General features: G+C 60.9%; 13 protein-coding genes. 4 read left to right on the top strand and 9 right to left on the bottom strand.

The features are described 5' to 3' along the window. Positions 1–156: 156 nt before the first annotated feature. The 7 genes from G6N83_RS06120 to G6N83_RS06150 all read right to left on the bottom strand — a co-directional run bounded on the left by G6N83_RS06120 (position 157) and on the right by G6N83_RS06150 (position 8926). Positions 157–2544, bottom strand: a complete 2388-nt coding sequence (locus G6N83_RS06120; RefSeq protein WP_206535831.1) for an arabinofuranosidase catalytic domain-containing protein — start codon at positions 2542–2544, stop codon at positions 157–159. A gap of 55 nt (positions 2545–2599) precedes the next feature. Continuing rightward, on the bottom strand, positions 2600–3556 hold the full coding sequence (locus G6N83_RS06125) for a glycoside hydrolase family 43 protein (RefSeq protein WP_165140346.1): 957 nt from the start codon (positions 3554–3556) through the stop codon (positions 2600–2602). After that, positions 3553–4863 carry a family 1 glycosylhydrolase gene (locus tag G6N83_RS06130; RefSeq protein WP_165140348.1) on the bottom strand — a complete coding sequence of 437 codons (1311 nt, stop codon included), beginning with the start codon at positions 4861–4863 and terminating at the stop codon, positions 3553–3555. The genes G6N83_RS06125 and G6N83_RS06130 overlap by 4 nt, the downstream gene beginning before the upstream one ends. After that, a complete protein-coding gene (locus tag G6N83_RS06135; RefSeq protein ID WP_165140350.1) occupies positions 4860–5678 on the bottom strand; it encodes a carbohydrate ABC transporter permease in 819 nt (272 codons plus the stop codon). Before G6N83_RS06135 ends, G6N83_RS06130 begins: the two co-directional genes overlap by 4 nt. After that, a complete protein-coding gene (locus G6N83_RS06140; RefSeq protein WP_165140352.1) occupies positions 5668–6600 on the bottom strand; it encodes a carbohydrate ABC transporter permease in 933 nt (310 codons plus the stop codon). The genes G6N83_RS06135 and G6N83_RS06140 overlap by 11 nt, the downstream gene beginning before the upstream one ends. Then, complete coding sequence (locus tag G6N83_RS06145) at positions 6600–7829, bottom strand: sugar ABC transporter substrate-binding protein (RefSeq protein WP_206535832.1); 1230 nt, start codon at positions 7827–7829, stop codon at positions 6600–6602. The genes G6N83_RS06140 and G6N83_RS06145 overlap by 1 nt, the downstream gene beginning before the upstream one ends. A 74-nt stretch (positions 7830–7903) precedes the next feature. After that, entirely contained in the window at positions 7904–8926 is a 1023-nt protein-coding gene (locus tag G6N83_RS06150; RefSeq protein WP_165140354.1) for a LacI family DNA-binding transcriptional regulator, read from the bottom strand. A gap of 248 nt (positions 8927–9174) precedes the next feature. Between G6N83_RS06150 and G6N83_RS06155 the strand changes: the two genes are divergently transcribed. Genes G6N83_RS06155 through G6N83_RS06170 form a run of 4 tightly spaced genes read left to right on the top strand, consistent with a single transcriptional unit; the run spans position 9175 to position 11897 of the window. Further along, a complete protein-coding gene (locus G6N83_RS06155; RefSeq protein ID WP_165140356.1) occupies positions 9175–9771 on the top strand; it encodes a hypothetical protein in 597 nt (198 codons plus the stop codon). A 52-nt stretch (positions 9772–9823) separates the two neighbouring features. Further along, positions 9824–10255, top strand: coding sequence for a DUF6325 family protein (locus G6N83_RS06160; RefSeq protein WP_165140358.1), 432 nt, complete (start codon positions 9824–9826; stop codon positions 10253–10255). A 4-nt stretch (positions 10256–10259) separates the two neighbouring features. Continuing rightward, positions 10260–10592, top strand: a complete 333-nt coding sequence (locus G6N83_RS06165) for an SHOCT domain-containing protein (RefSeq protein WP_241246304.1) — start codon at positions 10260–10262, stop codon at positions 10590–10592. Positions 10593–10595: 3 nt separating this feature from the next. Continuing rightward, positions 10596–11897: an ion channel protein gene (locus tag G6N83_RS06170; RefSeq protein ID WP_165140360.1), complete on the top strand. Its 1302-nt coding sequence runs from the start codon at positions 10596–10598 to the stop codon at positions 11895–11897. Here the strand turns inward: G6N83_RS06170 and G6N83_RS06175 are convergent. Both G6N83_RS06175 and G6N83_RS06180 read right to left on the bottom strand, forming a co-directional pair. Next, on the bottom strand, positions 11894–13924 hold the full coding sequence (locus G6N83_RS06175) for an ABC transporter ATP-binding protein (protein ID WP_165140362.1): 2031 nt from the start codon (positions 13922–13924) through the stop codon (positions 11894–11896). The two genes, G6N83_RS06170 and G6N83_RS06175, sit on opposite strands and share 4 nt — an antisense overlap. After that, the gene (locus G6N83_RS06180; protein ID WP_165140364.1) at positions 13921–15648 is read right to left on the bottom strand and encodes an ABC transporter ATP-binding protein; all 1728 of its coding nucleotides are present in this window, start codon (positions 15646–15648) and stop codon (positions 13921–13923) included. Before G6N83_RS06180 ends, G6N83_RS06175 begins: the two co-directional genes overlap by 4 nt. Positions 15649–15654 lie beyond the last annotated feature (6 nt).

A 15654-nucleotide genomic window follows, 5' to 3' on the forward strand; every position in this document is an offset into this window, starting at 1 on the left:
CACACGGGGTCTCCGTGCGCACGTCAACTGTACCCGAGGCGCCTGTTTCCACCCCGGATGCCTCGCCCACCCACCGCAAGCGTTCTGGATCGGCGACCGGGTGAGTTGCCAGTTCCCCCGATTCAGGAAGAACTGGCAACTCATCTCAATCGTTCGCTAAATGAATTTCTGGTTGGCGGCACCCGTGCAGGTGTTGATGGTCAGTTGAGTTCCGTTGGCGAACGAACTACCCGGAGCGGTCAGACACAATCCACTCGGTGGGTTGAGGATGGAGCCGTTCGTCTGAGGTACCCATTGCTGGCCACCGACACCGTTGCAGTTGAACAGGATCACTGGGGTTCCTGCTGCGGTGCTGTTGCCTGCGACATCAAGGCACCTGGTGAGCGTTTCTAGCGTGTTGCCGGCGGTGAAAGTCCAATGCTGGTCGACGGCAGGTTCGATGCACGTCCAGAGCTGAACTTTCGGGCCCGACCAGTTGCCGTAGGTGTCGTTTCCTGCGGTGTCCATGCACTTTCCGCCGGGAGCAGAGATCATCTGACCCCCCGAGACCTTGAACACCTGGGATGCGGCCCCGCTGCACGACTGGATAGTGAGAACGGTCCCGTTTACCGCGTTGCCCGGGTCGGTGAGGCACAGACCGGACTGCGGGTTCTTGAGCGAACCGTTTGTCTGCTGCACCCACTTCTGACCTCCCACGCCATTGCAGTCATACAACTGCACCTCGGTGCCAGCGACGGTGCTGTCGCCGACGATGTCGAGGCAGCGCCCGAGTGTGGTCAAGGATCCGTTGGCCGTAGACCACCAGCTCTGATCATTGGCTTCACGAAGGCAGTCCCAGCTCACCACCCGGGTTCCGTTGGCTCCATTGTTGGCGCCAATCACATCGACGCAGTTGCCGCCAGGAGCATTGATGGGCGTCTCATCAAACAACAGCCCCGGCGTCACAATGAACCGCTGGTTCGCCGCCCCCGTGCAGGGCTGAATCTCGAGGCGGGTGCCGTTTGAGGTCTGCCCGTTGCGACTTGTCAAACACAACCCGGACTGCGGGTTCTTCAGCGTCCCGTTAGATTGCGTCACCCATTCCTGCCCACCGAGCCCGTTGCAGTCCCACAGCTGGATAGGCGTGCCTGCGGTCGTGGTGTTGCCCGTGATTTCCAGGCAGCGCCCCATGGTCTTCAACGTGTTCGGGTACTCATCAAGGCCCGACGTCAAATAGACGGTCGGGACGGTGCGAATGTGCAGCCATTTCTGGTCGACAGCGTCATGAAGGCAATCCCATAGCTGCACCGCCGCGCCCCCGACGCCGTTATCGTTTCCACTCACGTCGACGCACTTACCGGCGGGTCCGGTAATGCCAACGCCGGGTCCACCACCAGAGGTGCCGGTGTAGGCCACTGAGGAGATATCAGACTGCAGCGCAGCGACAGTTGCGTTCGGCGCGTATCCCGATGTGATTGCGCCTTCAAAAAAGGAGCCGGGTGCAGCGTTGCTGTTGTCTCCGCCAGCGCCGAGGGTGATGCCACCCTCCTGTTTCATCGGCGTGTAGCCCGAAGGCAGCGCCCCCTGGAATAACGACGTGAGAGAAGCGGATGTCGCGTTGCCTCCATCGAGGGCGAAGGCACTCTGACCGTCATTTCTCAGTACCCCAGTGACGAACGGACTCGTCTGACTGACGTTGGACAGGTTGCTCGTTCCGTTGCCCATGAAGACGCCGTTTTCGAGGTCTGCCTGTATCCAGGGTCCGCGTCCCGAGCAAGGTGGGTTGCCGCAAAAGGTCGACATGATCAACGTGTTCATGTGACCAGCGCCGGTGTTTGTGGAGGTAGCTTCCACGTTGCCGAAATCAAAACAACACGCGTTCGTGGCCATCGTCCCACTGGCCACCCAGTACATCGACTCAGGTTCACCGTCGATCGCCATTCCGCTCCCGCTGGGGTTGCGGTATCCGACTCGCGGTTCAACCTGGATCCCGTAGACCGCGTGACCCGCGACAGTAACCGGCAGCGCATCTGCTCGCGCCCCAATCGCGCTCGAACCCGCTTCGCCGACCGGTGCGATTGTCAGATCATTTCCCTCTGCCGACTGGTCGTACAGTTCAACGATCGTGCACACCGTGTTCTCACAGAACAGATCCTGAGCCGCCGCATTCGCGTAACCAGAATTCAACAATCCCACGTCAGCGCCTGCCCCATCGGAGGCCCTCGTCACGCGATAAAGCGCACCCGTGTAAGACGCCGAAAGCGCCCGCACGGTGGAGTACGCCGCGACGCACGGGTTGCCTCCGTCGGCAAAGGTGTCGCAGGGCAGCCCAGGCGACGCCGCTACGTTTTGCTGCATCGTTAGAGCAGGCTGCGTTTCAGCGGCACTAGCTGACACCATGTCGGCCGCTGCCGCGTTCGTCGCGGGGATGCCCACGATCACCAGCAACGCGACGACGATCACACTGACGAAACGAGCCGGATTCCACCCGGCGGCGTATGCCTGCGAATGGGCGACGGGCGGTGTGCGCCTACCAGGCCGCGTTGAGTCTCTCAAAACGGACATGAATGTACTCCTCATTGTGTACTTCCCCTTGCCTTGAGTCGGTTTTCGGATGGGCTTAATGAGTCATTCCGGCGGTGGATGCAGAAATGGAGGGGTCCTGCGTCGGGCCGTCGACCCAGGGCCCCTCCGGCTGAAAGGAGATGCGGTGCACGTGCATCTTGCGGGCATCGTGGTGAGCATCCCAGGCATGGAAGACAATGACGTCGTCTCCGTCGGGACTGACCGTCAACGAGTTGTGGCCAGGACCAATGAGAGCGCTGTCGTTCGTTTTGAGAAGTGGGGCAGTACCCTGCGGGGCATGTGCCCAAGGGCCGGTTGGGTGATCCGCGACGGCCCACGACACCGCGTAGCCTTCGCCGGTCCACGCACCCCCGGAATAGGTCATCCAGTACCGTCCGGCGCGGTAGACGACGGTCGGACCCTCGAGCGTGTGCCAATCAAAGGTGCCGTTGTAGATGTGCCGGTCGCGTTCGAAAATTTGCCAGTCAGCGTTCGGTTCGAGAATGCTGACTGGTGCCCCCTCCGCTGCATCCATCGCGGAGAGGCGAAGGACTGCGAGGTGCGTGCCCGGACGGGAATGGTGAAGCACATCGCGGGCAAAAAACAGATACCACGTGCCGTCGAGGTCTCGGAAAGGATGCGCATCGATCGCGAAGGATTCGCTCGGGGTGAGGTTCACGCCTTGATCAACGAAGGGCCCGAGCGGGTGCTCGGCCCGAGCGACTCTCAGATGATGCCCTTCGATTCCGTGCCCGACCGAGTAGTACATCCACCATTCGCCGTCGGCTTCCAGTACTTCCGGGGCCCAATATTCGTCGCCGAACGCCGCGGGCAGACGCGGAAGAACCCTGCCACGCGATTGCCAGTACGTCAGGTCCGTCGATGTGAGCGCTTCAAAGACCGCGTCGCCAGTGGCGGGAGGTCGGCCGGTGCCATAGGCAACGTATGACCCATCGGAAAGCTGCAACACGAAGGGATCAGCGAAATACTCGGCGTACACGGGGGCGCTCACGAGAGCTCCTTGAAGAGGGTCGCCGCGGGCGTGGGTACCCGCGAAAGCGTGGCATCGCTACCTTCGTCGAGGCGCACCAAGCCCATGCGACGCAGGAACGCCGTCTTTCCCTGAGACGGGTCGCCGAGCGACGGCGCCGGTCCGATCGTTTTGGTTCCGTCTGCAGCGACGTTTTCCACAACGAACTCCTCGACGTTGGCACCACCGGATGCCCACGACCAGTCGACAAAGTCGAACATCGGCCACCAGGTGTAGCCGCGAATATCGCACTGTTCTCGCAGCTCTTCGACGACCACGGCTGAGTCACGAAGCCAACGTGCCCGCAACGCGTCATCGCCCTCGATGCTTGTCTCCGTGATGATCAGCGGAAGCTGATAGCGCGTAGCGAATCCTTCCAACGCCTCGCGCAGCCCCTGCGTCCATTTGTCGTAGGAGATCTGCATCTGCTCTCCATCGACAAGAGCGACCCGCCGTGGGGTCAGATCAGGGTAGTAATTCACCCCGACGAAGTCCGGCGCTGCGGGATGGTGAAGAAGCCAGTCCAGGTCGGCGCGATGCGCACCGTGCTCGAGAAGCCACGTCCAGAGCGGGTGATCCTCATCCACTCGCCCGAGGAGGAAGTCGGTAGATAGCCAACCGACGTCACGGATAAGCGCGGCATGCTCGTCGAGCGTTCGCTCATCGGTGTGCACCACGGTGGCGGCTTCGACGTGGACGATTACGGCGTCGGGGTTTACCTCCCGAATCGCGGCCGTCGTCCGAGCCATCCCCAGCGCAATCGGCACCGCTACCGCAACCCAGCCGTCCCACCCGAACAAGCGCGGTGGCCACACGCCCCGGAGACCGCAGAAAGATGCCGTCGTGACGGGTTCGTTCAGGGGCGTGAAGTGAGTGACTTTACTGCGATATCGGCTTGCGAATGCGCGCGCGAAGTCGGCGATAGCATCCGGGTATCCAGGGTCGGCGAAAGAGTCAACAAGCCATCGAGGTGTGCCATAGTGCACCAGGTCAGCGACGATTTCGAGCCCGAGATGATCGACAGCGAACGGGATCACCTCGTCGAGTTCAGCCCAATTGAATACTCCGGGAGCAACATGAACCACGGGCCAGCTCACGCCGTAGCGAATTGCTGTCGCCCCAAGCTCGCGAGCGAGGGTGAGGTCTTCACGCCAGGCCGTGTCATGCCCCGTCAGGATGTGCTCGTCGAGCGGTGTCTCAGACGAAGAAACCGGATAGACGCATGTGTCTTCGATGCCAAGCAGCCAGGTGAAGCCGCCGCGGGCGAAAGGTTCTTGAAGAGATGTCATTTCAGTCCTGTCGTCGCGATTCCCGCCACGAAGTACTTCTGCGCGAAGAAGAAGGCCAAAGCGAGGGGAAGGAGCGAGATGGTTGCTCCGGCGAGCAGCACCGCATGATCGGTGACATGTTGACCGCCGAACAGCGTCAGCCCGGCCGGGAGGGTTCGCATTTCAGTGGAGCTCGTGACGATCAGCGGCCACAGCAGATCGTTCCAGAGGTTCATGAAGTGCAACACCGCCAGCGTTGCCAGTGCCGGCTTGGCCAATGGCAGGATGATGCCCCAATAGATGCGCCAGTGACCGGCACCGTCAATGCGCGCAGCTTCGTCGAGTTCCCGCGGGATCGATATGAAGAACTGGCGCAGCATGAAGATACCGAAGGCACTAGTTGCGCGAGGCACGATGAGGCCCTGGTAGGTGTCCAGCCATCCGAAGTGGAACAGTTCGAGGAACACCGGAATCAGTGTCACCTGGAACGGGACCATCAACGTGGCGATCACTAACCAAAACAGCACTGTGGACCCACGGAACTGAATCCGCGCCAGCGCGTACGCACACATCGAATCGAACAGCAGACAGAGCAGGGTTGTCACCCCAGCGAAGATAAATGTGTTCAGGAGGAGCCGCAGGAAGGGGAGTTCTTCCCAAATGCTGATGTACCCGTCAAGGGTCCATGTGCTCGGAAGAAGCTGCGCGGGTGCCGCGAAAAGATCGGCTTCGCTTCGAAACGAGCCGCCAACCATCCAAATAAACGGGATAAGCGCCGCGACGACACCGATGCCCAACAGCACCCACTTGAGAGATAGGCGGAGATTAGTCAACATCCTGGTACCTGAACAATCTGAGCTGGAATGCTGACAGGAGCATGATGATGACGAACAAGACCCACGCGATCGCCGAGGCGTAGCCAAGGTTGAAGTTGGTGAAGCCTTCGCGATACATCATCGTGACAAGAGTGTCCGTCGCGAACAACGGCCCCCCGTTGGTCATGACATATACGAGATCGAAGACCTGCAACGAGTTGATCGTCAAAATCATCGTGACGAACAGAAGCGTTGGCCGGATACTGGGCAACGTGACATGCCAGTTCAACTGGCGCGGGTTTGCTCCATCCAAGCGCGCCGCCTCATAGAGCGAGTCGGGCACGCCTTTGATGCCGGCGAGCAGAATGATCATCGCGTAGCCAATGGTCTTCCAGACGCTCACGAAAATAATGGTCGGTAGAGCCAGAGTCGGATCCTGCAGAAACTCCACCGGCTCTCCGCCGAAGAGTTGCACGACTCCGCCGACGAACCCGATGCGAGAGTCCAAGAGGAAACGCCAGACCAGTCCGATCGTTGCCAACGCCACGATCGTGGGAAAGAAGAAAACAGAACGGACGAGCCGATTGAACCACGTCTCCCGAACCAGCGCATTTGCTGCCCAGTAGCCAATCCCGATCTGCAGGACGACGCTGACTAGCGAAAAGAGCAGCGTCACCCGCAGCGCGTTCCAGAAGAGTTCGCCGTTCAGAAGCCGCTCGTAGTTGCCGAGCCCGAGCCAAATTTGGCTGTCAGCACCAATACGCCAGTCGTGGAGGCTGTACCAGAGTGACTGCATGATCGGATAGACGATGAATACGAGCAGGATGAGCAGACTCGGCGCGGCGAACAGCCACCCGGGAAGACCTCGTAGCCGTGGCTTTGTCCATCCTCTCCGGCCACCCGGGCGAGAAGCCCCGGTGGCCGGAGAGATAGGTCGTGGCATCACTTGTCTTCGCACCCCGTGATCGCATTGATCTTTGCGGTCGCTGCCGCGGCTGCGTCGGCAACATCGCCACCCCGCGTGATCTCGCCGATGAATGGCACGTAGGCTTCCGAGTCGACCTGAGTCGCCCCGTCGACACCGACGAGGTACAGCCGCGCCGAGGGCAGCGCCTCGGCGAAAGCCGCCACGATCTCGTTGGATGCCAGTTCTGGATCATCTGCAAGGTCCGTACGAACCGGCGGGAAACCGCTGGCGAGAGCGAATTGACGCTGCGCGTCTTGGCCCGTCCACCATTCCAAGAACTCCTGCGCCTCGGCCGGATGCGCTGTCTTCGCTGCAGCAGACATCGGCACCGTCGAACTCAATGTGACAGGGCCGTCTACTCCCACGGGCACCGGAGCGACGCCGAAGTCGATGCCGGCCTCGGCGTAGCCTGCGGCCGCCCACGGGCCGTTAAGCTGCATCGCTGCCTTGCCAGCGCTGAACAGCGAGTCCGCCTCCGCACCCGTCAATCCGACGGGAGCGGCACCGGCATCCACAACGTCGACCCAACTCTGCAACCCTGCAATGTTCTCGGGGCTATCAAGGACGGAGCATCCGTCAGAATCGACGATGTCTCCACCTTCGAGCCACTGCAGGATCGGCCACATCTGGATCGTCTCGTGGTCGGCCAGAGACAGGCCCACAGTTCCGCCGTCCGTCAGGGCGACAGCATCCGTCTTGAAGTCCTCCACGGTTGCCGGGGGCTGATCAATACCAGCCTCGGCGAACATCGTCTTGTTGTAGTACAGCTGCAACGTCGCAACATTTGCCGGGACTGCGTAAAGTGCCCCATCCACGGTGAAAGCGTCGATCGCCGCGGGCGCGAGCAGGCTGACATCACCCACGTCATCGAGCTTCAGGAGCGAGTTGGTCTCGACGTACTTTGCCACGACGTTGGGGTCGAAACTCGGAGTCGCGAGGTCTGGCCCCTGGCCCGTCGCCCAGGCGGACGGTAGTTTCTGGGCGATCGTGTCCCACGGCTGCACTTCCATGGACACCTGGATGTCGTCGTGAGTGTCGTTGAAGGCCGTGATGAGGTCCTCATACGCACCACGATCTCCACCGGTAAAGCCAGTCCACAGAGTGAGCTCGACCGGGCCGTCCGCTTCGGGTGCAGCGGCGCTGCAACCAGCCAAAGCGACGGTCGCCACAGATGCGACCGCCAGTACTGATGTGATTCTTCTCATAGGAATGCTCTCCTTTGGGCTGTATGAGATTGTGCGATTCTTGAAAGTGAGAGACGGCCCTCTCCGTGGTGCGCCTAGCAGCCGCAGGACTCTCGCGCCACGAGGTTCACGGGCAGCGTGACGCGGGCGTCATCCTGCGCGATTGCTACCCCGGACACGATGTCGAACAGCCGTTCGGTCGCGAGCCGCGCCATGCGTTCCGCAGGCACGTGCATTGTGGTGATCGATGGGGTCGTGACTCGGCTCAGACCGAAATCGTCGAACCCAATGATCGAAATCTCTCGCGGTGCAGTGAGGCCGCGTTGCCGCAAGCGGGTCATAGCTCCGAAGGCCATCTCATCGTTGGCCGCGACCACACCATCGATTGCCGTGATGTCGCCGACGGCGTGCGCACCCGACTCTTCGCTGTAGTCACCAACGAGCAGAGAGCCCTCAACGCCGTGGGCCTCGATGGCGTCGAAAAAGCCATCGCGACGATCTATCGCGCTCTGATGGTCGAGGGGGCCGCTGATGTGAGCGAGCGTTCGACGCTGGTGAATCTGAATGAGGTGGGATGTCGCCTCGAATGCAGCCGCGCGATCATCGACTCCCACGCTGACCGAATCGGGCAGATAGGGAAAATTCCCCAACAGCACCAGTGGCAGACCACTGTGAACCAAGCGCTCGATGTTGTCATCAGTGACCGCAGCGCTGGTCACAATCGCCCCATCCACCCGCCCCGACCGCATAACGCGCTCGTAGGCGGTCATACCGTGCGACTCATCCGGGTTGGTCGAGATGACAACCTGCGCGTCGTTGTGGTTGGCGACGGCAGTGACACCGGTCAACACGTGCATGAAGTAGCTGTGCCCGAACACATGCTGGCTGGTGTTGGGAACAATGAGCGCGACGGCGTCTGCCTTTTGTGCCCGAAGCGCGCGACCTGCCGAATTAGGGACGTAGCCGAGCTCTTCGGCAAAGCTCAACACCCGAGCCTTGGTTTCAGGGCCGATTCGAGGGTGATCACGCAACGCCATCGACACCGCGCTTACAGAGATACCGACTTCATTCGCGATGTCGCGGAGCGTCGCTCCCGCTGCCTTCGATGCAGATACCACCGTGTCTCCTTCGACATCGCATATCGTTTGCTCACACATGTGCTCAATCGTTTGAGCACATTAATTTTGGTCAGCTCAACTTTTAACGAACTCAAGTGCGTTCGCATTGCTTGAACGTTAAAGCATGAACATAGCAACGAAAAGATCTGGCTGTCAACGCTAAGTTCCCGACACCGCCGCAAGAGAGCGTGCAAGTCCTTCTTGGACTCGCGATAGGAACGCCACCGCAAGCGTTCTACCCTGGAGCCATGCCCCGTCTTCAAGCCGATGCCAACGTCGATCTCTGGGTCCCGGTTACGGGTTCATTTGGGCTGCGTGGTCGACGCCACCGCAAAGCAGCGATTCGGATGCTGATGAACCAGGGGGCGGGCCTTACTGGCGCAGCTCCGCGACCAGGTTCGGGTTTTGCCGCGTGGGCCGCGAGCCAGGCGACGCCCTTGCTACTGCGGAAAGCGGCGGGTCGAATTCTCGTGTGGGTCTGGAAAGCAGAGCCCGAGCAGATGGTCGCCATCGCTCAGCTTCAAGAGGCCACACCGCAAATGCGCACAGCGCGCGCGATGATGCCGATGGAGTATGACGACACCGAAGATTTTCGGAACCCTCACCTCGGCACTGGGGAGAAGTTGGCCATGGAGCTTCCGAGTAAACCCGGCACCCCGCCCTTTGCCACATACACGTGGGATACCGGGACGCACTTCGTGACCCTCACAGCTGTCGGCGGAGACCGGGAAAGATTCGGAATCGTGCTGAGGGGTGTGGACGACATCGCACGCACGTTGCGCATCGTTGACGACATTGCCCTGCAAGGCGATCCGACGGTGCTGCGAATAAATCCCTCTGCGTGAAGCGCCGCGGCGTGGCATTCTTTGTGTTGAATAACGCACTGAAAGGACCCTCGTGGCCGAATTCGAGTACGGACCCGTCGAACTTCACCTGATCGGTTTCGAGGGTGACCGCCCCGCGCCCGGGGTCATCGCCGCCATCACAGATCTGATTGATTCGGGCCTTGTTCGCCTACTGGACTTCATTATTGTGTCGAAGTCTGAGGATGGCGAAGTAACCGCGATTGAGATCGAAGACGACACAGATCGGTACGGGTTCGGTGGAGTCGAACTCGCTGAGATCGGTATTGCCGGCACTGAAGACATTGAAGAGTTGGCGGCCATGATTCCGGCTGGCTCATCAGCGGCCGTCGTCGCCTACGAAATGGCGTGGGCAAAACGGCTCGCCGAGACGTTCGCAGCGTCGGGTAGCGTGCTGCTCCATAGCGAACGAATCCCAGCCCCGGTCGTGAACGCGCTGCTCGAAGCAGCTCAGGAAGAGGAGTGATCGCATGATTCGCAGAATGGGACGCCCGGGTCTGCTCGGCCTCGCGGCGCGCACAGCGGTTGTGGCTGGTACGGCGAATGCTGTCTCGGGTGGCATGCGCCGATCACAGGAGAATCGCTCGATGCAACAGCAGCAGGCAGAAGCATACGAAGCGCAACAGCAACAGGCCGCGATGCAGGCCGCCGCGGCACAGGCCGTCGCACAGCAGCAGCCGGTAGCTCCCGCGGCTCCTGCTCTCGATCTCGTCGCCGAGATCCAAAAGCTTGCCGCTCTGAAGGATGCCGGAGTTCTCGACGATGCTGAGTTCGCAGCAGCTAAGGCGAAGCTCCTGAGCTAGACAATGTCCCAGATTTCAGGAGACACACCCGACGGCGTACTTCGCACAAGGCAGCTGCTCCAGCTGTCGCTGCCTGCACTACTGATTGGCGTGGCATCCGCCCTTACCCTGTGGTTGCTTGAAGAACTGGCGCATCTGTTGCAACAGGTGTGGTGGGAGACGCTGCCAGGCGCCCTGGGGGTCGACCCAGCTGGTTGGTGGGTCGTTCTCGTCCTCACCCTGACGGGCGCAGCAGTCGGTCTCGTCGTGTGGCTGGTCCCGGGCCACGGCGGAACCGACTCGGCAACGACCGAGCTTGTCGCGCCCACCCTGCCGGTGTCAGCGCTGCCGAGCGTCGCACTCGTGGTTGTGCTTGCCCTCGCTGGCGGCGTAAGCCTTGGACCTGAAAGCCCCATCATCGCCATCAATACCGCGATCGCTGTCGCGGTCGTCGCACGACTGTGGCGGGCGGTTCCCACGGAGCTCGTTGTTGTCCTCGCGGCCGCCGGCACAATCGGGGCACTGTTTGGCACGCCGGTCGCTGCCGCACTCGTCTTCACTGGGATTCTTGCCGCGACGAAGGCGCCGGGCTCGCTGTGGGACAAGCTGTTTTTGCCGCTTGTCGCCGCGGGAGTGGGAAGCGTAGTGGCGTCTATGGTCGGTGGCGGAATCTCCATGACGGCCGGAATTCCCGCTTACCGGCCCGAAAACCCTGCCCTCGAAGCTCTCTGGGGTGTTGGCGTTGCTTGTGCGGCCGCGGCCCTCGCGCTCGTGGGTGTAGCTGTCTTTCCTCACCTGCATCGCCTGTTTCGACGGCTGGGAAACCCGGTCATCTATACGACGCTCGGCGGACTCATCTTGGGACTGCTCGGGCTTGTGGGCGGGCCCCTCACACTGTTCAAAGGGCTCGAACAGTCGGCAGAATTGCTGACGAACCCGGATGCCTACAGCCCAGCGCAGCTCGCAGTGATCACCGTCGTCAAACTCGCAGCGCTTGTCGTCGCTGCAGCTGCAGGTTTTCGCGGCGGAAGAATTTTTCCCGCTGTCTTCATCGGTGTTGCGCTCGGGACGCTCGCCCATGCCCTCATTCCGTCGCTCCCGCTCGGCCTTGCTGTCGCCTGCGGTGTGCTGGGACTCACGCTTGCAGTTTCACGGGATGGCTGGATCGCACTGTTCATCGCGGTCGCAATCTCTGGTGACATCACGCTGCTGCCCGTGATGTGCGTTGTGATCTTGCCAACGTGGCTCATCGTGCGTGTTGCCCCGGAAATGATCGTGCATCCTAAAAAGTCCGAAGCTTCGGGCACGCTTCCCGCAAGCGCCTAACTCTCAGGCGCAGTTGCGTCTTCGGGCGCAATGGCGTCGGGTTCGGTTGCGGCGTGCTCGAACTGCGACTGGTACAACCGCCAGTACGCGCCTTTTTTCGCGATGAGGTCGTTGTGACTGCCTTTTTCAACGATGTCACCATGCTCCATCACAAGGATGAGGTCAGCGTCACGAATCGTCGATAGTCGGTGAGCAACGACAAACGAAGTACGGCCTTCCCGAAGCGCTGCCATCGCGTGCTGCAGAAGCAACTCGGTACGGGTGTCGACCGAGGACGTCGCCTCATCCAAGATGAGCACAGCAGGCTGAGCCACGAACGCACGAGCGATGGTGATGAGCTGCTTCTCACCCGCTGAGACGTTCGCCGCGTCTTCGTCAAGCACAGTGTCGTAGCCCTCGGGCAACGAGTGCACGAACCGGTCGACGCGAGTCGCGTTCGCCGCGTCGGTTATCTCTTCGTCGGTGGCAGATTCACGGCCGTATCGAATGTTGTCACGGATCGTGCCGGCGAAAAGCCACGGATCCTGCAGCACCATTCCGGTGCGCGATCGCACGTCGTCTCGCGACAACTCGGCGATGTCTTGACCGTCAAGCAGAATGCGTCCGCCATCGAGTTCGTAGAACCGCATGATGAGGTTGACGAGAGTGGTCTTTCCCGCACCAGTCGGCCCCACAATTGCGACAGTTTGACCCGGCTCCACGCGGAACGAGAGGTCGGAAATAAGCGGCTTGTCAGGAGAATACGAGAACTGCACGTTTTCGAATTCGATGACGCCAGGCCCACGAACGAGCGCCGGAGCGTCATCAGCATCCGGGTCCTGTTCGTCGGCGTCCAACAATTCGAAGACACGCTCAGCGGATGCTGTTCCCGACTGGATAACGGCTGCCATCCCGCCGAGCTCGGAGAGCGGCTGGGTGAACTGCTGGGAGTACTGGATGAAAGCCTGCACATCACCGAGACGGAGATTTCCACTGGCCACCATGAGACCGCCAAGAACGGCGATGCCGACGTAGGTGAGGTTTCCGATGAACATCATGCCGGGCATGATGATCCCCGACAGAAACTGTGCCTTGAACGCAGCCTGGTAGAGGTCTTCGTTTTCTTCCTGGAACTTCTCGCGTGAGTCGTGCTCGCGCCCGAACACCTTGACGAGCGCGTGTCCCGAGAACGACTCCTCGACGCGGGCGTTGAGACGACCCACTTTTTTCCACTGGACGCCGAATGCCTTCTGCGAGCGCGGGCCGATGACACCGAATATGACCGCCATCAAAGGCAACGACACCAGCGCAACAATCGCGAGTTGCCATGAGATCGAGAACATCATGATGAGCACGCCGAAGACAGTGAGTACCGACGTCACGACCGTCGACAGCGACTGCTGCATGGTCTGCGTGATGTTGTCGATGTCATTGGTGACGCGCGAAATCAACTCGCCGCGCTGTACTCGATCAAAATACGCCAGCGGCAATCGGTTGAGCTTTGCTTCAACCGATTCACGCAAGCGCCACATCGTGCGCACCATGATGATGTTGATGACAAACCCTTGGACCCAACTGAGGATTGATGATCCGACATAAATAGCGAGTGCGGCGACGATGACCACGCGCAGCCGATCGAAATCGACGCCGGCGCCAACGACGAAGTCATTCATCGCCGCCACGACGTTAGCCATGTCTCCCTGGCCCGCCGCCTGTAGTGCTGCGACGACCTCTGCCTGACTGGTGCCCGCGGGGAACTGTGCCCCGAGCGTCGCCGAGGTGACGCCCTCAAAGATGATGTTGGTTGCCTCACCGAGCACCCGGGGAGCAATGACCGCGAGCACGACGCCTAAAGCTCCCAGGAACGAAACGAAAATGAACGCGCCGGCGTAGGGCCCCAGGAGACCGACGAGTCGAGCAAAGCTGGCGCCGAAGTTTGCAGCCTTGCCGGGCTTTACGCTGTCCCAATCCCCGGATGTCTGGCGAGCCTGTTCGGCAAGCTCGAGTTCGAGTCGTTCTTCTTCCGTCCGCATGTCGGGTGAACTCATGCTTCGACTCCCAACTGCGATTCGACGATTTCTCGGTACGTCGTGTTGGTTGCGAGCAACTGCTCGTGAGTACCGACCCCGACCATGCGGCCCGCATCAAGAACCACGATGCGGTCTGCATCGGTGATCGTCGATACCCGCTGGGCGACGACAATTTTGGTGACGTCGGGGAGTTCACGCCACAGCGCCTGCCGCAGCCGTGCGTCGGTCGTGAGGTCGAGCGCCGAAAACGAGTCGTCGAAAACCAGCACGTCGGGCTGGCGCACAATCGCACGCGCGATCGCCAAGCGCTGCCGTTGTCCGCCGGAGACGTTCGTGCCTCCCTGCGAGATTCGAGCGTTCAAGCCGCCTTCCATCTCGTCGACGAAGTCCCGTCCCTGTGCGATTTCGAGAGCGTGCCAGAGCTCATCGTCGGTAGCGGCTTCCCGGCCGAAGCGAAGGTTTGAGGCGACGGTGCCCGTAAAGAGGAAGGGCCGCTGGGGCACCAGTCCGATGCCTTCCCACATTCGGTCGAGGTCCGCTTGACGCACGTCGACCCCGCCCACCGATACCGCCCCTGCGGTGACGTCGAAAAGTCTGGGGATGAGCGAGACCAGCGTGGTCTTGCCAGAACCGGTAGAGCCGACAACCGCCACAGTTTCGCCTCGCGCCGCTTCGAAATCGATGCCTTGCAAGACAGGCTTCTCTGCTCCGGGATAGCTGAATGCGACGTCCGCGAACCGAATAGCCCCGGGGGTCGGAAAGTCAGATACCGGATCTTCGGGCTTCACGAGTGTCGACTCACTTGCCAGCACCTCGCTGATGCGTTCTGCCGAGACGGCAGCGCGCGGAATCATGATTGCCATGAAGCTCGCCATGAGCACGCCGGTCATGATGAGCCCGACGTACTGCATGAAGGCGAACAGCGTGCCGATTTCGACGGTGCCTTCGTTCACTTGTATTCCGCCGAACCAGATCACGCCGACAACGGTGACGTTGAGCACGAGCATCGCGAGCGGAAAGAGCAGCACGAACAGCGACCCGACCTTGCGGCCGACGACTCGAATGTCGGTGTTCGCGACACGAAAACGCTCTTCTTCGATGTCTTCGCGCACAAAAGCGCGCACAACTCGCACCCCGGTGAGCTGCTCACGAAGAACACGGTTGACGGCATCCAACTTCTTCTGAAATTTGCGGAACAACGGAACCATGCGGCTGATGATGAGTCCGGCGATCACGAGCAGGGTCGGCACAGAGACGCCGATCAACCAGCTGAGCCCCACGTCTTGCTGCAGTGCCATCACGATGCCGCCGATCGCCAACAACGGTGCGTTGATGAGCATGGTCGATGCCATCATGGCGAGCATCTGCACTTGCTGTACGTCATTTGTATTGCGCGTGATGAGCGACCCTGGCCCGAAAGTCGATACTTCTCGCTCGGAGAAACCGCTCACTTTTTCGTAGACATCTCGGCGAATGTCTCGCCCCGCGGCCATCGACGCCCGGGCGGCGAAGTAGGTCGCGATGATAGATGCCGTGATCTGCCCCAGCGAGATCGTCAGCATGATGCTGCCTGTTGACCAGATATAGGCTGTGTCGCCCTGGGCGACACCCTGATCGATGATGTTGGCGTTCAACCGCGGCAGGTAGAGGGACGCCATCGCTGCGATGAATTGGAATGCCAGCACGCCCACGAGGAGCCAGCGGTACCCCTTGAGGTAGCGATAGAGAATTTTTCCGAGCACACGCTC

Source organism: Microbacterium endophyticum, from assembly GCF_011047135.1.
Classification (GTDB): Bacteria; Actinomycetota; Actinomycetes; order Actinomycetales; family Microbacteriaceae; genus Microbacterium; species Microbacterium endophyticum.